Raw genomic sequence first — 17,748 nt, forward strand, 5'->3', positions numbered from 1 at the left:
CCGAATTAAACCGTTATGAAAATGAAAATCAAATCTACAATCCTTGGGCTAGCTGCCCTGCTTTCAGCCGGCATGGTCCAAGCTCAGGATGGATGGAACTTCCCTTCTGATCCTGCACAAGAGAAAAAAGCCAGAGAATTGAATGCTGCTTATACAGATTATCTGAGTTCGGAGCAATTTGTGGAAGCCACGCATCCATTGAACTGGTTGCTTGTGAATGTTCCTGAGCTGAACGAATCTATTTACCAAAATGGAGTGAAAGTATATGATGGGGCCTCTAAAGCCACCACAGATGAAGCTCAGAAAAGAATTTATCAGGATTCAGTGATCGCTATTTATGAAAAAAGAGGCGAGATCTATGACAATGAGAAAAACTGGATAGAAAACAAAGCGTACTACGGTTATCAGTATTTTAAGGATGATAAGGATAAGCTGGCAGGCCCCATTGCTGATTTCGAAAAAGCGATCGAGTTGAATGGCACTCTCAATCCTACACTGACAGCGGCATACTTTAATTTAGTATATAGAAACTATGCCTATCATCAGGCATACACTGGTGAGGAAATACTTGCAATCCATGACAAATTGCAGGCTATTTTGGATAAGGCAGCAGCCGAAGGTACAGACGTATCAAGCCCTAAGAGCAGCCTGGAGCAACTCTTGGTGGCGATGGAATTGATTGATTGTGATTTCATCGAAAACACCATGGGGCCGAAATTAGCTGCAGATCCTACCAATGAAGCCTTGGCTGACCAGATTTTCAAGTACTCTGTGCAGTACAAATGTTATAGTTCAAAATCATTCTTGCAGGCTTTGGAGATCAAGCACGCTAAGGAGCCTTCTTTCTCAACTTCTCAGGTGATCGCCATGAGATATGTGCAGGACAACAAACTGACAGAAGCCGAAAATCTTTGGAAGCAAGCACTGACACTTGCCGAAAATGATGCCCAGAAGGCAGAAGGCCACATGGAACTGGCTACGGTCTATGCAAAGCAAGGCAAAAAAGCCGCTGCAAGAAATGAAGCGAAAACCGCTGCGAATATCGATGCATCTAAAACCACTGAGGTTTACTCTATGATCGCCGGCATGTATATGAACTCCTTCAATGATTGTAAAGGAGGAGTAAGTAAGATAAAAGATAGGGCTATCTATATTGCTGCTTATAATGCATACCAAAAAGCCGGAGATAATGCAGGCATGGCAAATGCAAGATCGCAGTTCCCATCTAAAGAGGAAGTCTTTACTGAGGGAATGCAAGTTGGACAGTCATTGAGCACAGGATGCTGGATAGGAGAGACTGTTACTTTGGCGACTAGAGATTAACGGAATTGATTTAATAAAGAGGCTGTCTCAAAAGTAGCTAGTTTAAAAGGCTAGTCGATTTCTCGGCTAGCCTTTCCTGTTTTAACTCAAAACATGTATTTTGAGGTGTGCAAAAACAAGACTTAAATGTAGCCTTTAAGGACTACAATCCCAACCAATTGATGCTTCTTCCTCCTTCGCTGGAAGAATTTATTGCCCCCAACCATCCAGGACGCACAGTCAACCAGATCATAGAACGAATTGACCTCACCCCGGTTTACCTCAGCTACTCTGACAACGGAGCCAGTAGTTACCATCCCAAAATGTTGTTGAAGATTTTGGTTTACGGTTATCTGGAAAACTGTTTTTCGTCCCGTAAGCTGGAGAAATCCACCCGTGAGAACATTGTGTATATGTGGCTGGCAGGCATGCAGCGGCCTGACCATCATACCATCAACCGCTTCCGTTCCGAGCGCCTCCGGGGGGTGATCGGTGAGGTTTTTGCCCAGGTAGTCCTGCTCCTTCATGAGGAAGGCCTGCTGGATATCAAGGAAGTGTACACCGACGGTACCAAGATCGAAGCCAATGCCAACCGGTATACCTTTGTCTGGGGCAAAGCCATTAAGAAGAGCAAAGAGCGGATCAGTGCCCAGCTCAAAGAACTCTGGGATTATGCAGGTTCGGTAGCTTCAGCCGAGTTGGGGACCGAGGAGCCGGATTTTGTCAATCCAAGCCCCGAGAAAGTCACCCAGACCGTTGAAAAGATCAACCGGGCACTGGAAGGAAAAGCCGTGGACAAGAAAGTAAAGCAGAAGCTGGACTATGCCAAAAAGAACTGGCCTGCCAAGCTGGAGGAGTACACGCAGAAGGAACAGGTTCTGGGTGAACGGAACAGCTGTTCGAAAACCGATCCTGACTCCACCTTCATGCGGATGAAGGAAGACCACATGAAGAACGGCCAGCTCAAGCCCGCTTATAATCTTCAGCTCAGTACCCACCGACAGTTTGTGGTCAATTACTCTATCCATCCCAATCCCAACGACACCCTGACACTCAAGCCCCATCTGGAACTATATCAGAGCCGTTACGGCTTTTATCCAAGCATCTGTACGGCCGATGCGGGATATGGCAGCGAGGAAAACTATTCCTACCTGGAAGGCAACAGCATCAAGCCCTTCGTCAAGTACAGCCTGTTCCACAAAGAGCTCAGCCAGGAGCGCAAAAGAAACAGGGCCTATGGACTGTTGGAGAACCTCTACTATGACCCCGAAAAAGACCGCTATATCTGTCCGATGGGACAATCCATGGAGGCAAGCGGGGAAAGCACCCGGAAAACTTCGACCGGATTCCTGCAACACTTCCGGCATTACCGGGCCAAGAACTGTGCAGGCTGCCCGCTGGCCGCTTCCTGCAAACCGGGTAAAGAGGGCAAAGTCCTCAAGGTAAACCGGAACCTTCAAAACTACAAAGCCAGGGCAAAGACTCTACTCACTTCAGCCGAAGGAATAGAAAGAAGAAAACAGCGGGCTACCGATGTAGAACCTGTTTTCGGACAGCTCAAATACAACAAGGGAAGGGGCAGATACATGCTCAGAGGCAAAGAAAAAGTCGAAATCGAGACCGGACTATTGGTCATTGCCCACAACCTGGCCAAAATGACTGGGTAAACCGGGCAACCTCATTTTTTTATCCATTCCATTCCAAAAGACAGAAATATCCGCCCAATCCGGAAATCAATTGGGAGAATCCCGATTCCTATAAAATTAAACGGTATTCAAAAAAATAGAGGCCGAAATCAGGAAATCGGCCTCTATTGAATAAAAAAGGCTGTCTTCAATTATCAAACATCAATATGAGACAGCCTCTTTTCATTTATATGCGTAAACCATTTTTCAAGTATCTTTGGACTGTGAAAACAAGAACAATCCCATTTGCTTTTTTGGTGACCTTAGTTTGGCTGTCCACTTCCTGTAGAGAGGATGTGGATGCGTCCCTGCTGGAAGTATATGACGGCCCCACGAATATGGCGATCAATATTCATCTGATAGAAAGTGACTCAGCCATCGTGAGATCGGATATTAAGGCCCCCAAGCAGCTTGAGTTTGCCAATGGCAACCTGGAATTCCCAGATGGGATAGAAATCGAAATTTACGAAAAAGATGGCCAGCTAAGTACCACTCTCCGGGCGGACCGGGCTTATTTTATACGAGAGGAAAACCTCTACCGTGGTGAGGGGGATGTGCAGGTCCATAATATACTGAAAGATCAAAAACTTCAGTCAGAAGAGCTTTTTTGGGACATCAGAAAAAAAATAATCTATACTGAGAAGTTTGTTCGGGTGCAGAGTGGAGGCTCCTATTCCTATGGATCCGGCTTCGAAGCGGATGAGACCTTTACCTCATATACGCTTAAAAGCCCGAGGGATGCACGGATGGAATTGTCAGAAGATGGTCTTTAGGATCAGGTTAGTAAATGGAATTCAAGATGAAATTAGCTGACGCATTACTATTATCTCTTTCACTTGCCTTGATTATAGTGGGCATACACCAGACGCTCACCCATGGCGTACAGGCTTCCTATGCTATTTTTATGTTTGCAGTAGCCTTGCTATTTTGGTTTCAGTACCGCAAAATGCAAAGACCCGAAGAACCTCCCGCACCTAAGAAAAAGACAAAATCTGGCAAAAAACGCTAACCATGGAAATTAGTTATTTAGTCTATGTGATTTTCACCTTGGTCTTTTCAGCCTTTTTCTCTGGGATGGAAATCGCATTTATCTCCTCCAACAAGCTGCAGATTGAGCTTCAGAACAAGCAGGGAGACATGACGGGGAGAATACTGAGTGTTTTTGTCCAGCGTCCTGGGCAATTTATAGGCACCACGCTCATGGGCAATACCATCTCCCTGGTGCTGTACGGTATCTTCATGGCATACCTGATGGAGGATCCGTTGAAACTATGGCTTCCAGAAGGGTTTAACAACGATGCGATAGTCTTAGTGCTGCAAACCTTGATTTCCACCATTGTCGTGTTGATCACTGCCGAGTTTTTGCCCAAAAGCCTTTTTATGCTGAATCCTAACAGCATGCTTAATTTCTTTGCGCTGCCTTTTTGGATCATCTATATTCTCATCTATCCTGTGGTTTGGGCTGTGGTCGGATTGTCCCGGTTTTTTATTACCAAAATCCTTCGGCTGGAATATAGTGAGGACAAGCCCGTGTTCACCGTGACGGATCTTAACAGTTTTGTCCAAAACCATATCCACAAAGGCAAAGAAGAGGGGCACGTGGAGATAGACACGAAGATTTTTGACAATGCGGTAGAGTTTAAGACTGTCAGGGTACGGGAATGTATGGTTCCTAGAACAGATATAGTATCGGTGGAAGTGGATGATACTATGGAGGAATTGAAGAAAGTTTTCGCGGAGAGCGGACACTCCAAAGTGATCGTCTATCGGGAGTCCATCGATGATGTGATCGGCTATTGCCATCAGCTGGAGCTGTTTAAGAAACCCAAAACGATCGAAGAAATCCTTACCCCAATTATAATAGCCCCTGAATCAGCACTGGCAAATGAGCTGCTTATCCAGTTTATCCAAGAGCGAAAAAGCCTGGCTTTGGTAGTAGATGAGTTTGGCGGGACTTCAGGAATCGTATCAATGGAAGATATTATAGAGGAAATTTTCGGGGAAATCGAAGATGAATACGATAGTGATGACTTGGTCGAGCAGAAAATTTCCGATCAGGAATATCTCTTGAGCGCACGTCACGAAATAGATTACCTCAATGATAAATATGGATGGGAATTGCCTATTGGAGACTTTGAGACCCTATCCGGGCTTATTCTTTCACTTATGGAGAATCTGCCAAAGAAGGGCGAATCAGTTACTTTCGAGGGATATACTTTTACAGTAGTGACCAAACAAGAGCATAGAATTGAGACAGTTCGGCTAAAAATCAACACTTCAGGTATTTTCTAGTTAAGCGTTTGATTCAGAATATATTTTGAATTTCGTTAGTAATGCTATTATTTTGCGACTCTCTAAAAAAGCGTAGTAACAATAATGGCGTTAATTAAACAAATTAGGCAAAGGACAGGTCTTATGATCGGCGTGATTGCCGGCGGATTGATTTTATTCCTTCTCGGAGGAGATTTATTAAGTCCAAATTCCACCCTTCTCAGTTCCAGTCAGAATATAGTAGGTGAGATAGCGGGAGAAGACATCACTTATAATGAGTATATCGATCGTGTGGAAGATTTCAAAGTTGCTACTCAGCAGCGTACCGGCAAGACTCCTTCTGAAGTGGAAATGTATTCCATCAGGGAGCAGGCATGGCAGGCTATGATTGTGGAACGCGTATTCAAAGAAGAATATGAGAAACTGGGATTGACGATTTCGGATGCGGAGCTGATAGATATGGTTCAGGGTAAAAACATCGTTCCTGAATTACGCCAGCAATTGGTGAACCCAGAGACCGGCCAGTTTGACAAAAGCCAACTGGTGTCTTTTTTACAATCATTGGAAACAGCAGATCCTGCTCAGCAGGCTTTTTGGAACCAGCAGGAAAGACTTTTTGCAGACTCAAGGCTAAGAATCAAATATGATAATTTGCTCGCAACATCAGAATTTGCTACTCAGGCTGAAGCTAAAGAAGAATATAAAGCTGCCAATACTATAGCTGATGCTTCCATCCTTTTTGTGCCATTCTACGCTGTAGCGGATGCAGATGTGACGGTTTCTGACAGTGATCTTAAAGATTACTTCTCTAAAAACAAAGGCAAGTTCAAATCTGGAAATACGGTTAACCTAGAGTACGTAAGCTTTAGCATACAGCCTAGCGGAGCCGATTCCGCAGAAGTGATTTCAGCTATTAAGGAATTGACCCAAGAATTAAGAACCGCGGAAAATGACTCGCTTTTTGCATTGAGAAACTCAGAGGGGCAAAATCCATTTGTAACACTGAGACCGGGCGACGCACTTCCCACAAACCTGAGCAGCAACGTCAGTGATATCCAGGCAGGGGAAACATACGGGCCATTTATTACTACAAACTCCACTTACGTATCTTATAAGGTCACCGACCAATACCAGGGTACACCTAGGTTGAGGGCTTCCCATATCCTGTTCAGTACAGAAGGTATGGATGATGCCGGTAAGGAAGCTGTAAAAGCTCAGGCCGCAACTGTTCTTGCTGAAGTAAAAGCAGACGGTAACTTTGAGGTAGCAGCCAGACAATATGGACAGGACGGTACCTCACAGACAGGTGGAGATCTCGGATGGTTTGCCAAAGATGATTTTGTGACCGAATTTGCCGAAGCAGCCTATTCGGCAAAATCTCCGGGGATTCTTCCTAACCTTGTAGAAACAGAATATGGCTACCATATCATCAAAGTAACGGAAATGCCCAAAAGCACTTACACCAAATTGGCAACTGTAGAGTTGGAATTGGTGGCAAGTGATATGACTAGAAATGAAGCATTCAGAAAAGCGGATTCTTTTGCGGCTAATTCCGGAAACAGAAATGAATTCACAGAAAATGCCACAGCTTCCAACTATAGGGTTCTACAGGCAAACAATGTGGATGCTAACGCCCGCAATATCAACAACCTGCAGAATGCAAGGGAAGTAATTCGCTGGGCATTTGATGATGGGACTTCCAAAGGTGCCGTCTCTTCAGTATTTGAGCTGGACAATGCTTACGTGGTAGCCAATTTGATTGGCAAGAAAAGTGAGGGTGAGCTGGCTTTGGAAGACGTGAAAGAGCAGGTAACGGCTCAGGTTAGAAACGAGAAAAAAGCTGAGGTAATCAAATCCAAATTAGCAGGAAAGGCTTCTCTGGATGAAATGAAGGCTGAATATCCAAACGAAGCTTCTCTGAATGAGGTTCCTGATCTCAAGCTCAGCGCAAACGTGATTCCTGGAGTAGGATTTGCACCAAGAGCGATAGGCGCTATTTTCGGAGTGAAGCAAGGAGAGATGACTCAGGCAGTACGCGAAGATGTAGGGGTGATTGTGGGTAAGTTAAATGCCTTGACTCCGGCTGCGGAAATCGGAGACTATTCGGCTTACCAAGGTCAATTGACCCAGAACGCTTCTCAAAGAACCGCTTATTCAGTAATGATGGCCCTGCAAGAGCTAGCCGGGGTCAAGGACTATAGATATAAATTCTTTTAACAGAAAATAGATTCGGAACCCATGCTGCTCAGCATGGGTTCTTTCTTTATATTCAAAAAGTATTTTGGAGGTACTTAGATGCTATGGAAAAGAAACCGTTCGATAAAGAGAACTTTAAGGAAAAATTGGAGTCCAGTGGAGAATTCCCCCAACTATATATGTTTAAATTTATAGTTCCTGACGGCAAGGAAAATGAGGTGGCAGCACTGTTCCCAAAACACGAAGTGACTACAAAGAAAAGTTCAGGTGGAAAATATGTCAGCACTACTATTCAGGCCATGATGAAAGATTCTGATCAGATTATTAAGATTTATGAGCAAGCCTCTGAGATAGAAGGATTGATCTCACTTTAAATTCATAGGATTATGTGGAAAGAAGAAGATAATAAACTTAAGAAGACTTTTAAATTCAAGAATTTTCAGGAAGCGTTTGCCTTTATGACCCGTGTGGCTTTTCTGGCCGAGGCCAGACAGCATCATCCAGATTGGAGCAACTCCTATGACAGAGTGGAAATAGCACTTACCTCACATGATCAAGGCAACATCGTGACAGAAAAAGACCATGAACTGGCCAAGGCTATTGATGAGCTCTTAGCATGAGTGGAACTTCTCCTAATTTATTCCTAGTACCGACACCTATAGGCAATCTGAAGGACATTACCCTTAGGGCTATAGAAGTGCTGAAGACCGCTGATGTGATTCTGGCAGAAGATACCCGTACCAGCGGGCAACTGCTCAAGCACCTGGAAATTTCCCGTCCGCTTCAGAGCTATCACATTTTCAACGAACATAAAACCGTAGAGAAATTGGTAGAGCGCATGAACGGGGGGGAAGTTTTTGCCTTGATCTCTGATGCTGGCACTCCTGCTATTTCAGACCCTGGTTTCCTATTGGTCAGAGAAGTACTTGCAGCTGGGCTAGAGGTGCAGTGTCTTCCCGGGGCCACAGCTTTTGTCCCTGCCCTGGTGAACAGTGGCTTGCCAAATGACCGATTTGTGTTCGAAGGTTTTTTACCTCATAAAAAAGGAAGAAAAACAAGGATAGAAGGACTGGTGGAAGAAGTGCGGACTATTATACTTTATGAATCCCCCCATCGCCTGCTAAAGACCTTAGGACAGCTTGCGGAAGCTTTCGGCGCTGACAGACTGGCTTGTGTGTCCAGGGAGCTCACCAAGCTTCACGAGGAGAACGTTAGAGGTACCTTAGCCGAGTTAATAGATTATTATCAGACCAATACCCTCAAAGGCGAAATTGTCCTTACTGTAGCCGGTAAGAACCCGAAAGCCTAAGGTTAAATCCCATTGACTAGTATGTTATCGACTGAAGAACTTACACTACTTTTAGAGAAGACCCAACAGATTGCAAAGGAAGCCGGAGCTTTTATCCGGCGGGAAAGGCAGCATTTCAGTCTGGCAAATGTGGAACATAAAGGATTCAATGATTTGGTATCCTATGTGGACAAGGAGGCGGAGAAAATAATAGTGGATAGACTTAGTGAGATTCTACCCGAAGCTGGGTTTATCACGGAAGAAGGGACCAATACGACTCAAGCTGAGCAATATAACTGGGTGATAGATCCTCTGGATGGCACCACAAATTTTATCCATGGCGTGCCGATTTTCTGTGTCAGTATAGCCCTAATGGAATATAAGGAGGTAATATTAGGTGTGGTCTATGAGGTGAACCTGCATGAATGCTTCTATGCGATGAAAGGCGGAGGTGCTTTTTGTAATGATACAAGAATCCGGGTAAGTTCGGCCCAGACGCTTTCCGCATCCTTGATTGCGACAGGATTTCCCTATTATAATTTCGATTTGATCGACAAGTATTTGGCAGCGTTGAAGTTTCTGATGCGGTCTTCCCATGGTGCCCGCAGGCTGGGCAGTGCGGCAGTTGATCTTTGCTATGTGGCTTCAGGACGGGTTGAAGGTTTTTTTGAATATAACCTGAATTCCTACGACGTGGCAGCGGGCACACTGATCGTAGAGGAGGCAGGAGGGCAAGTCACTGATTTTTCAGGAGGCAGGGATTTTGTGTTTGGCAGACAGATTTTGGCTACCAATAGAGCGATCCATGAAGAAATCTTAGGTGAATTAAAAACTATCTGGGCATTAGCCTAAGACTTGCTGATGCATGGATAAAGGCCTATGCTCCTCAATAAGCTTGCAATTGCTTAAAAAAACTACGCATAAAAAACGGGTTAATCATTCAAAATGATAGCTTTTGATCGATTAATGGCGTTTGTCAGCGGGCCCTAGCCTAGAAAATAATACCAGACCATCAAACTTAGTATGGATATAGGTATGCCCAGTCCTGCCAATAAAGTGGCCAGCTTGGGTTTTAATCCATATTGGATTGCCACGATGGAGCCCGTGATCATGGGAGCCATACCACTTTCCAGAACAGTTACTTTAAATTCAAGACTGTTTTCGGGCAGGAAATTTCTGTAAATCAACCATACTACCAGCGGTGCCAGCAAAAGCCGGTAGCCCATCCCGAACCAATAGTATTTGGAGCTGAGGGAGTCAAAATCAATAGAGAATTTCAGTCCGATCGCAAAAATAGCCACAGGGGCCATCGTCTTCCCTATCAGGGAAACTATGGGAAGGAGAAATTCAGGAGTTTTCCAACCTAAAATACTCATGGTGATAGTGACCAATAAGAAACTGAATGGTGGAAATCGAAGTATTTTTAGCGGTATGGTTCTTAGATTGCCTTCCTGATGAGAATAGATGGAGCCTACCAGAATAGCTAGAGAGGAGACCAATAAGAACGAGCCTCCCTGGTCTATTAAAAGTGCGATAGGCAATGCTTCTTTCCCATACAACCCTTCTACCACGGGAAACCCCAAAAATGAAGTATTTGCCAATCCTGCCACGATGACTAAACACCCTATGGTCTGATTATCCCACCTTAAAGCTTTTCCAAGCATTCCGAAAATAAGCCAGGAGCCTAGGAAGGTCAGCCAGGCGGACGAGATGGGAAGAAGTAAATTCCAACCAGGTTCGATCTGAGGGATATATAGAAGAGCCAAAGCAGGTAGTACAATATTTAAAAGATATGCATTGACCCACTTGGTGGTTTTTTCTATAGGGAGATTTTGTTGTTTCTGAAGAAAAAGACCCAATAAAAGACATAAAAACGCAATGATAACTCCCGTCATACGGTTTGATGATTATGCTTTGTTTTTAGTAACATTAAAATAATTTCGTATTATTGTATTTTGCTGAATGTCAGCATATTTTTGAGCAAAACAGTACAGATTCCATGAATAAACTTATACCGATTTTTATCAACGGAAGAAAGTGGATTCAGCTTTCACAGCTTTCAAATGAACAATCATCCAAGTTGAGAAGATGGCTCCCGGTAAGCTGTCTGAAGAAAATAGTATTTCAAGGAAGTGAATTTACCGATTGTCTGGATTTTGAGACCTATGAATATTGGTTTCGTACGCACCAGGTGTCAGAGCAAAAACAGGCATTGCTGGACTTCTAGTCCAGTCCTACATTTTTTCTTTTTTCCTCAAAATACTCCCCTAACCCAGGGTAGAAATCACTCTCCACTTCTGGAATACCGTCCAGAATTAATTCCATATTTCCTTCCATAGCGTCAGTATTCACTTGCATAGCTTCCAGAAGATAGATCAAGTCCTCCATACTCAACACCTCATAGCTCCATGACGGATAAAGTATGTAATCATTGCCATAGAAATCCACTGCCTCAAACTGGATTTTGCCATCCAGTGAATGGGCATATATACTGATCTGCTCTCCCCACTGACTTTCTGGGTAGCTCAACTTTACCAATAAAACAGAAGTGGTCTCATCAGTAAAATAGCTTTCTGGATGGAATTTGAAATCAATCATCAGCCAAAAATAGTAAATCCTCAGGATTGGAGAACCCATTCATATATTTGGATTGGATAATCGGGACTTTCGGACTATTTTTGGGCACATTTGCAGGTAGCCCTGTTGGCTATCATTCCATTAAATTTGGCTTTCAAACTCCTGATTATGAAAAGAGATTCGCTTGTTTTCGACCTTATCAACGAAGAAGAAGACAGACAAAAGAGAGGTATCGAATTGATCGCTTCCGAAAACTTCACCAGTAAACAAGTCATGGAAGCCGCAGGGAGCGTGCTGACAAATAAATATGCAGAGGGTCTTCCCAGTAAGCGCTACTATGGTGGCTGCGAGGTGGTGGATAAGATCGAGCAATTGGCAATTGACCGCGCTAAAGAACTTTTCGGTGCCACATGGGCCAATGTACAGCCACATTCAGGTGCCCAAGCAAATGCCGCGGTAATGCTTGCCTGTCTGAAAGCCGGCGATCCTATTTTGGGATTTGATCTTTCTCATGGAGGCCACCTTACCCACGGTTCCCCTGTGAATTTTTCCGGGAAATTATATGAGCCGCATTTTTATGGGGTAGAAGAAGAGACAGGAAGAATCGATTACGATAAGGTGGAAGAAAAGGCCCTTGCCGTTTCTCCAAAAATGATCATCTGTGGAGCATCTGCTTACTCTCGGGACTGGGACTATGCCAGGCTGAGAGAGATAGCTGATGAAGTAGGGGCCATTCTCTTGGCTGATATATCCCATCCATCTGGATTGATAGCAAAAGGTTTGCTAAACGATCCCTTGGAGCATTGTCATATCGTGACAACTACAACCCACAAAACGCTCAGAGGGCCAAGAGGTGGTCTGATCATGATGCGTGAGGATTTTGACAATCCGTGGGGACTTACTACTCCAAAAGGAGAAATAAGAAAAATGTCATCATTGCTTGACATGGGTGTCTTCCCAGGCACACAAGGTGGTCCACTTGAGCATATTATAGCTGCCAAGGCAGTGGCTTTCCAAGAGTGCCTTTCTGACGAATACATGCATTATGTGCTTCAGGTCAAAAAAAACGCATCCGTCATGGCTGATCAGTTCGTAAGTCTGGGATATCAGATCATATCAGGAGGAACTGACAACCACATGATGCTAATCGACCTAAGAAATAAAGACCTTACCGGGAAAATTGCTGAAGAAACCTTGGGCAAAGTGGATATCACCATCAACAAAAATATGGTTCCATTTGACACGAAGTCTCCCTTTGTTACATCCGGAATGAGAGTAGGGACGGCAGCGGTCACTACTAGAGGCTTGAAAGAAGATGATATGGTGAAAATCGTCGGGCTGATAGACAGAGCTTTAATCAATCATGCCAATGACGCTGAATTGGCAAATATCCGTGGCGAAGTCAATACCTGGATGAATCAGTTTCCACTATACTAGAATTTAGATACCACCCGTGGCGTTAGATCAATACCAAGAAGAGGAAGAAGAAGGCGGAATGTCCTTTTTGGATCATTTAGAAGCTTTGCGTTGGCATTTGCTTCGCTCCGTCGCGGCTATACTTATATTGTCGGTTGCGGCTTTTCTGGCCAAAAGCTTTGTGTTCGGAATAGTCATCCTTGGTCCATCCAAGGTTGACTTTGTCACCTACAGGTGGCTGTGTGAAATCAGTGATTATGTGGGGATGCCTGCTCTCTGTATTGATGAACTTCCCTTTACGATACAAAGCAGGCAGATGACCGGGCAGTTTACCATGCACATGACTTCGAGTTTTGTGGTTGGTTTTATTGCCTCATTTCCCTTTGTATTCTGGGAGGTGTGGAGATTTATCAGCCCGGGACTCTATGATCAGGAAAAGAATGCCGCCAGAGGTGCTGTTTTCTTTGTAAGCTTATTGTTCTTCTTAGGAGCTGCCTTCGGATACTATATTCTTGCGCCTCTCTCGATCAACTTCCTTTCCAACTACCAGTTGGATCCTTCTATTCTCAATGAGTTTGATATCACTTCCTATATCTCTACCTTGACCATGTTGGTGCTCGCTTCGGCTATCATGTTCCAGCTACCCGTGGTGGTTTATTTCCTTGCGATGTCAGGCTTGGTGACCTCTAGTATGTTAAAGGCTTACAGAAGACATGCAATAGTGGTTATCTTGATATTATCAGCGATCATTACCCCTCCGGATGTCATCTCTCAGATTTTAATATCCATGCCGATTTTGGTGCTGTATGAAGCTGGGATACAGATAGCTAAGAGATTGGAGAAGAAAAGAGCAAAGAGAAGAGCCCAGGAAGATATAGACGATGCGCTTTAAATATAGACGCTAGACTTAAGTATCAAGTAGCTGGATTTTAGAAGAAAGAGCCCAGAGAAAAGATGTCAAGTTCGAGGCTTTAGATTAAAAGAGTTAATTGAAAAACCTAAAAAATTAAAGACAAGATATGAGGCATTAATTACTAATGTCTTTTGTCTAACGTCTTGTGTCTTCAAAGAATTATGGCAAAGAAAATAGCAATAGGTGGTGACCATGCAGGTTTTGAATACAAGGCCAAATTAATAATCAAATTGGAATCCCAAGGATATGAGGTAAAGGACTTCGGGCCATTCTCCGATGCCTCTGTGGATTATCCGGATTATGTACATCCTTTGAGTTCGGCTATAGAGGCTGGAGAATATGAGCTGGGCATCGTAATCTGCGGAAGTGGTAACGGAGTTGCCATCACGGCAAACAAGCACCAGGGAATCCGTGCGGCACTATGCTGGAATGAGGAACTGGCATTGTTGTGCAGACAGCACAACAATGCCAATGTACTTGCGCTACCAGCCAGATTTATTTCTTATGAATTGGCGGAAAAACTAGCTGAGATCTTCCTGACTACCGAATTTGAAGGAGGAAGACATCAAAATCGGGTAAATAAGATCGCCTGTAGCTAAGTGTGGTAGGATGCTGGATGTCCGTTGTAGGATGAAAAACTTTTATGTATTAGTGCTTAGCAAAGTCGATTAATGGATTTATGTCTCCTTGGTCAGCATTTTTTAGGGCAGAAATATATGCTTTTCTCGTTTCGTCCGCTTTGACCATATTTGATTTATTCCATGAGAAGATTTCTTCTTTAAATATGGATTCCATGATGATATCTGCCATCAGTCTTGAATGCCGTCCATTCCCATTTGGGAAACAATGAATTGCAACTATTCTGTGTTTGAAACGAATAGCTATTTCATCTGGCTTAAAAACATTATGCTCGATCCAATATTTAGTATCGTCAATCAGCTTTTTTAACTCTACTCCAATCTGATTCCAAGGTATTCCAAGATTTTTATTACTCCTCCTAAATTCTCCAGCCCATTTCCAGACATCTCCGTACATTTTTTTGTGTAAATTTCTGATGAATTTTTCTGTTAGGATTTTTTCCGTTTTTAGATTTGTATGGATTGTCCACTCCACAGCTTTTTCGATGTTTAGCTGCTCGAATTCATCCAACTCTTTCTGGGTAGTAATTGAACTAATCTAAAGTCCTTCTTTTTCATCTTCATCAATTGGAGTCTGTCCCTCACCATATTGTAGTTCTAATCCCATATTGATTTTCTCATTTCTCTCTTGATTTCAGCAGTCAATTCCTTAATTGATTCAATGACCTTCTCTTCCTTGATACCCTGGTTTTCCAATTGCATATTCTGATTTGTTCGCAAGACAATTTTACGAGCTAATTTTTCAGCATGTTTATTTACTAGATTGTCTATTGTCTCATCTTTTGGGACGAATCCATATACAAATTGCAAATCCAATGCCTCTCCCAATTGCCTCAGCGTTTTTAGGTTTATAGAGCCCTTTTCTTCACTTTCCTCAATTCTTTTCACACCTTGTCTGGTCATATTCAGCCTTGAACCTAATTGTGCCAAAGTCATATTGAGAGCAGTGCGAATTGTGTGGATCCAACCTCTTGTAGGAATCTTAGTTTCCTTTGCAGTGTGAAAAGTTTTCAGTTTTTGGTCCAGTTGCTCGATTAGGAGTTTATTTTTATTTCTCATTGTCCTGTAAACAAATGTGGTTACAAATATATAAAAATGTAAATATAAGTATTTACAATATAGCATAAAGTCAATGAATAAGTTGACAAATAATGATAAAAGTCAATGAAAATGATTACAAAAGACTTAGGAATGCGAGGCGAGGCTTTCTTAACCGGCAGTCTTCAAAGGTAGAAGACACGAGAATAGGGTGAACAAAATCGCCTGTAGCTAAGTGTGGTAGGATGCTGGATGTCCGGTGTTATACACAAAAAAGCCAAACTTGATAATTCAGGTTTGGGCTTTTTCTTTCGAAACCCCGAGTGTAGCGGAACCTTTTTATTTTGCTTGTTTATGGCAAAACGGATAGTATTGGTTTATGAAATGTACTTTTTGTACTTTGAAAGTAGCTTTCCAAAATCGTTAAACTGACAAATGAACAAGGGATTGATCCTATTGAGTACTGTTGCCTTCATTTTCCAAGGAATAGCGTCTTTTGGGCAGTCACAGACTTATTTATCGCTTTACAGGGATCAGTTGCCCTATTTTCAAGAGTTGATCACCGGCGCACATTATGAAGATCCCCCAAACAGCTATGTTGGACATCCATACCTATATGGCCGTGATTTTCAGGATGGCATTCTCACGATCAATAATGTAAGCTACACTGATGTGCCGCTTTTATATAATATGCATGAAGATGAATTGGTTACCTTTCATCCGATATACCTGAAGAAGATCAGGATAAAACCAGAAAAGGTAGAAGAGTTTCAAATGGAAGATGGGGGGCTTTTTCGGCGGTTTTCTGAAAACCCCAATTACCCACCTCATAAAAATGGGTTTTATGAGGTAGTTTCTGATGGGATGATTAAAGTATTAGTAAAGCATTATAAGAAAAAGACAGTTTACAGGGAGACAGGAAGAGTGACTTATACCTTTTTGGCCTCAGAGGATTTTTTCTATTGGTGGAGCGGGGAATTCGCACAAATAAAGAATGGGAATCAGGCGATGAAGGCACTTGGGCTTACTAAAAAAGACATCAGACATTTTATCAGGACTCAGGGGCTAGATCGGAATTTAAGCCTTCAGGAGTATTTGGTTCGCCTTGTCAATCTAAGCCAGAGTCCAGAAGTGGAATTTTCCGGGTTTGCGAAACAGAAAGGCTATGACAACTAGAGGGCTAATGTTAGATGCGATATCCTTCGATTTTAGAGCAGGACAACTGTGCTTTTTTGTTGTAGCTTTAAGTTTCATCATCGGGTGTAGGGAACCATATAGCCCGGAAATTCTTCCTAAAGATGTAAAGGTATTGGTAGTAGAAGGATACTTGGATACAGAAGGCTTGCCAAGTATTTTGAGATTGAGTTTTACCAAGAATTTGGATGCTGAGGTAGATGAGGGGTTTCCAGAAGCTGAAGTTTACCTAAAAGCCGATTCGGGTGCTGAATTTCCTTTAACGGACATCGGAAACGGAGAATTTGAATTTGCTCAGGATATTCCTGAAGAAATGCAATATACCCTTCACATCGTCACCGAGGAAGGTAAAACATATACCTCGGAAAAGCTCTCACCGATCCTTACGCCCGAAATTGCAGAACTGGGTTTTGAAAAAGACGAAGAGGGAGTAGAGATTTTCATTAGGACCAAAGGCGGACAAAATGCGGAATACTTTATGTGGGACTATGAAGAGATCTATTCGTTTCGACCTGCTGTCCCCACCTACTTCAAATACGATGCAGCAAGTAAGGATATTGTCTATTTGGAAGAAAACGAGCGGACAGATATCTGCTATAGAGAGGGGACAAATGAAGAACTGATTTCCGAGACCTCCATTAGGTTTCAAGAGGACGTAGTATTTCGGAAGAAGTTGATAAAAATCTTCAATGGGGATGAGCGCCTATCGATGAAGTACAGTGTACTGGTTAGCCAAAGGGCTATCTCGAAAGATGCGGAGGAGTTTTGGAGGATTCTTAATAAAAACTCTACTGAATTGGGCTCGATCTTTAGCCCACTTCCCTCAATTATGCCTAGTAACCTCAGACAGGAAGGGAATCCTGATGCTCCGGTAATTGGGTATGTAAGTATGGGGATTATACGTCAGCAAAGACTTTTTATCAGTTTACGTGAGGTGATGCCATGGCAGGTAGCTGATATTCCTGAATATTTCCAGTGTCAGGTATCTGATGATACCATTCCGATCAGCGCCTATGAGGAGTTTTTTGGAAGTGGGGATTTTGTGCCTGCCACCCCCATTTCTGTTCCTGGGGTTCCCTACATCGTAGGCTATCAGGGAACGGAAAGGCGCTGTGCCGATTGCACGCTAAGAGGAACAAATGTAAAACCTGATTTTTGGGATGATTGAATAGGTCAAGGGAAAAATGATGGACTTTTAGCGATTCTTAAATGAAAAGCTTAGAAAGAAAT

The 17,748-nt window shown here is 43.1% G+C and carries 20 protein-coding genes; 16 read left to right on the plus strand and 4 right to left on the minus strand.

Annotated elements, in window-relative coordinates; all coding sequences use genetic code 11:
* Positions 1–21: 21 nt before the first annotated feature.
* From LZF95_RS16875 to LZF95_RS16920, 10 genes are all read left to right on the plus strand, one after another.
* Positions 22–1,323 (plus strand): hypothetical protein, encoded by a 1,302-nt coding sequence (locus LZF95_RS16875; RefSeq protein WP_233756199.1) that lies wholly within the window; start codon positions 22–24, stop codon positions 1,321–1,323.
* Between the two features lie 107 nt (positions 1,324–1,430).
* Positions 1,431–2,969 (plus strand): IS1182 family transposase, encoded by a 1,539-nt coding sequence (locus LZF95_RS16880; protein WP_368670785.1) that lies wholly within the window; start codon positions 1,431–1,433, stop codon positions 2,967–2,969.
* A gap of 209 nt (positions 2,970–3,178) precedes the next feature.
* Positions 3,179–3,760 carry an LPS export ABC transporter periplasmic protein LptC gene (gene lptC / locus LZF95_RS16885; protein ID WP_233756200.1) on the plus strand — a complete coding sequence of 194 codons (582 nt, stop codon included), beginning with the start codon at positions 3,179–3,181 and terminating at the stop codon, positions 3,758–3,760.
* Between the two features lie 26 nt (positions 3,761–3,786).
* Complete coding sequence (locus tag LZF95_RS16890; RefSeq protein ID WP_233756201.1) at positions 3,787–3,996, plus strand: hypothetical protein; 210 nt, start codon at positions 3,787–3,789, stop codon at positions 3,994–3,996.
* 2 nt (positions 3,997–3,998) lie between these two features.
* Complete coding sequence (locus LZF95_RS16895) at positions 3,999–5,279, plus strand: hemolysin family protein (RefSeq protein WP_233756202.1); 1,281 nt, start codon at positions 3,999–4,001, stop codon at positions 5,277–5,279.
* Positions 5,280–5,363: 84 nt separating this feature from the next.
* Positions 5,364–7,475 carry a peptidylprolyl isomerase gene (locus LZF95_RS16900; protein WP_233756203.1) on the plus strand — a complete coding sequence of 704 codons (2,112 nt, stop codon included), beginning with the start codon at positions 5,364–5,366 and terminating at the stop codon, positions 7,473–7,475.
* Between the two features lie 83 nt (positions 7,476–7,558).
* Positions 7,559–7,828 (plus strand): DUF493 family protein, encoded by a 270-nt coding sequence (locus tag LZF95_RS16905; protein ID WP_233756204.1) that lies wholly within the window; start codon positions 7,559–7,561, stop codon positions 7,826–7,828.
* Between the two features lie 12 nt (positions 7,829–7,840).
* A complete protein-coding gene (locus tag LZF95_RS16910) occupies positions 7,841–8,074 on the plus strand; it encodes a 4a-hydroxytetrahydrobiopterin dehydratase (RefSeq protein WP_233756205.1) in 234 nt (77 codons plus the stop codon).
* The gene (rsmI, locus tag LZF95_RS16915; RefSeq protein WP_233756206.1) at positions 8,071–8,763 is read left to right on the plus strand and encodes a 16S rRNA (cytidine(1402)-2'-O)-methyltransferase; all 693 of its coding nucleotides are present in this window, start codon (positions 8,071–8,073) and stop codon (positions 8,761–8,763) included. Before LZF95_RS16910 ends, rsmI begins: the two co-directional genes overlap by 4 nt.
* 21 nt (positions 8,764–8,784) lie before the next feature.
* Positions 8,785–9,594, plus strand: a complete 810-nt coding sequence (locus LZF95_RS16920; RefSeq protein ID WP_233756207.1) for an inositol monophosphatase family protein — start codon at positions 8,785–8,787, stop codon at positions 9,592–9,594.
* A gap of 134 nt (positions 9,595–9,728) precedes the next feature.
* Here the strand turns inward: LZF95_RS16920 and LZF95_RS16925 are convergent, their stop codons facing one another.
* On the minus strand, positions 9,729–10,637 hold the full coding sequence (locus LZF95_RS16925) for an AEC family transporter (RefSeq protein WP_233756208.1): 909 nt from the start codon (positions 10,635–10,637) through the stop codon (positions 9,729–9,731).
* A gap of 104 nt (positions 10,638–10,741) precedes the next feature.
* Here LZF95_RS16925 and LZF95_RS16930 point away from each other — a divergent pair, with 104 nt between their 5' ends.
* Complete coding sequence (locus tag LZF95_RS16930) at positions 10,742–10,969, plus strand: hypothetical protein (RefSeq protein WP_233756209.1); 228 nt, start codon at positions 10,742–10,744, stop codon at positions 10,967–10,969.
* Here the strand turns inward: LZF95_RS16930 and LZF95_RS16935 are convergent.
* Positions 10,966–11,379: a UDP-glucuronosyltransferase gene (locus LZF95_RS16935; protein WP_233756210.1), complete on the minus strand. Its 414-nt coding sequence runs from the start codon at positions 11,377–11,379 to the stop codon at positions 10,966–10,968. The two genes, LZF95_RS16930 and LZF95_RS16935, sit on opposite strands and share 4 nt — an antisense overlap.
* Before the next feature lie 108 nt (positions 11,380–11,487).
* On the opposite strand from LZF95_RS16935, the gene glyA reads away from it, so the two are divergent.
* From glyA to rpiB, 3 genes are all read left to right on the plus strand, one after another.
* Positions 11,488–12,756 (plus strand): serine hydroxymethyltransferase, encoded by a 1,269-nt coding sequence (glyA, locus tag LZF95_RS16940; RefSeq protein ID WP_233756211.1) that lies wholly within the window; start codon positions 11,488–11,490, stop codon positions 12,754–12,756.
* 16 nt (positions 12,757–12,772) lie between these two features.
* On the plus strand, positions 12,773–13,627 hold the full coding sequence (gene tatC, locus LZF95_RS16945; protein ID WP_233756212.1) for a twin-arginine translocase subunit TatC: 855 nt from the start codon (positions 12,773–12,775) through the stop codon (positions 13,625–13,627).
* A gap of 182 nt (positions 13,628–13,809) precedes the next feature.
* Entirely contained in the window at positions 13,810–14,247 is a 438-nt protein-coding gene (gene rpiB, locus LZF95_RS16950) for a ribose 5-phosphate isomerase B (protein ID WP_233756213.1), read from the plus strand.
* A 49-nt stretch (positions 14,248–14,296) separates the two neighbouring features.
* Here the strand turns inward: rpiB and LZF95_RS16955 are convergent, their stop codons facing one another.
* Together LZF95_RS16955 and LZF95_RS16960 are read right to left on the minus strand one after the other, a co-directional pair.
* Positions 14,297–14,824, minus strand: coding sequence for a mobile mystery protein B (locus tag LZF95_RS16955; protein WP_368670786.1), 528 nt, complete (start codon positions 14,822–14,824; stop codon positions 14,297–14,299).
* A 59-nt stretch (positions 14,825–14,883) separates the two neighbouring features.
* A complete protein-coding gene (locus tag LZF95_RS16960) occupies positions 14,884–15,345 on the minus strand; it encodes a mobile mystery protein A (RefSeq protein WP_233756215.1) in 462 nt (153 codons plus the stop codon).
* A gap of 414 nt (positions 15,346–15,759) precedes the next feature.
* On the opposite strand from LZF95_RS16960, the gene LZF95_RS16965 reads away from it, so the two are divergent.
* Positions 15,760–16,500 (plus strand): hypothetical protein, encoded by a 741-nt coding sequence (locus LZF95_RS16965; protein WP_233756216.1) that lies wholly within the window; start codon positions 15,760–15,762, stop codon positions 16,498–16,500.
* A gap of 7 nt (positions 16,501–16,507) precedes the next feature.
* Entirely contained in the window at positions 16,508–17,686 is a 1,179-nt protein-coding gene (locus LZF95_RS16970) for a DUF4249 domain-containing protein (protein ID WP_233756217.1), read from the plus strand.
* Positions 17,687–17,748 lie beyond the last annotated feature (62 nt).

It is taken from the genome of Algoriphagus sp. AGSA1, assembly GCF_021390545.1.
GTDB lineage: Bacteria > Bacteroidota > Bacteroidia > Cytophagales > Cyclobacteriaceae > Algoriphagus.

What these genes read in the sequence shown, in the direction of transcription:
- LZF95_RS16890 (WP_233756201.1), top strand. Translation starts at nt 3,787, where the DNA reads ATGAAATTAGCTGACGCATTACTATTATCTCTTTCACTTGCCTTGATT.
- LZF95_RS16920 (WP_233756207.1), top strand. Translation starts at nt 8,785, where the DNA reads ATGTTATCGACTGAAGAACTTACACTACTTTTAGAGAAGACCCAACAG.
- rsmI (WP_233756206.1), top strand. Translation starts at nt 8,071, where the DNA reads ATGAGTGGAACTTCTCCTAATTTATTCCTAGTACCGACACCTATAGGC.
- LZF95_RS16960 (WP_233756215.1), bottom strand. Translation starts at nt 15,345, where the DNA reads ATGAGAAATAAAAATAAACTCCTAATCGAGCAACTGGACCAAAAACTG.
- LZF95_RS16970 (WP_233756217.1), top strand. Translation starts at nt 16,508, where the DNA reads ATGTTAGATGCGATATCCTTCGATTTTAGAGCAGGACAACTGTGCTTT.
- LZF95_RS16910 (WP_233756205.1), top strand. Translation starts at nt 7,841, where the DNA reads ATGTGGAAAGAAGAAGATAATAAACTTAAGAAGACTTTTAAATTCAAG.
- LZF95_RS16925 (WP_233756208.1), bottom strand. Translation starts at nt 10,637, where the DNA reads ATGACGGGAGTTATCATTGCGTTTTTATGTCTTTTATTGGGTCTTTTT.
- LZF95_RS16935 (WP_233756210.1), bottom strand. Translation starts at nt 11,379, where the DNA reads ATGGGTTCTCCAATCCTGAGGATTTACTATTTTTGGCTGATGATTGAT.
- LZF95_RS16905 (WP_233756204.1), top strand. Translation starts at nt 7,559, where the DNA reads ATGGAAAAGAAACCGTTCGATAAAGAGAACTTTAAGGAAAAATTGGAG.
- rpiB (WP_233756213.1), top strand. Translation starts at nt 13,810, where the DNA reads ATGGCAAAGAAAATAGCAATAGGTGGTGACCATGCAGGTTTTGAATAC.
- lptC (WP_233756200.1), top strand. Translation starts at nt 3,179, where the DNA reads ATGCGTAAACCATTTTTCAAGTATCTTTGGACTGTGAAAACAAGAACA.
- LZF95_RS16930 (WP_233756209.1), top strand. Translation starts at nt 10,742, where the DNA reads ATGAATAAACTTATACCGATTTTTATCAACGGAAGAAAGTGGATTCAG.
- LZF95_RS16875 (WP_233756199.1), top strand. Translation starts at nt 22, where the DNA reads ATGAAAATCAAATCTACAATCCTTGGGCTAGCTGCCCTGCTTTCAGCC.
- LZF95_RS16965 (WP_233756216.1), top strand. Translation starts at nt 15,760, where the DNA reads ATGAACAAGGGATTGATCCTATTGAGTACTGTTGCCTTCATTTTCCAA.
- LZF95_RS16900 (WP_233756203.1), top strand. Translation starts at nt 5,364, where the DNA reads ATGGCGTTAATTAAACAAATTAGGCAAAGGACAGGTCTTATGATCGGC.
- glyA (WP_233756211.1), top strand. Translation starts at nt 11,488, where the DNA reads ATGAAAAGAGATTCGCTTGTTTTCGACCTTATCAACGAAGAAGAAGAC.
- LZF95_RS16895 (WP_233756202.1), top strand. Translation starts at nt 3,999, where the DNA reads ATGGAAATTAGTTATTTAGTCTATGTGATTTTCACCTTGGTCTTTTCA.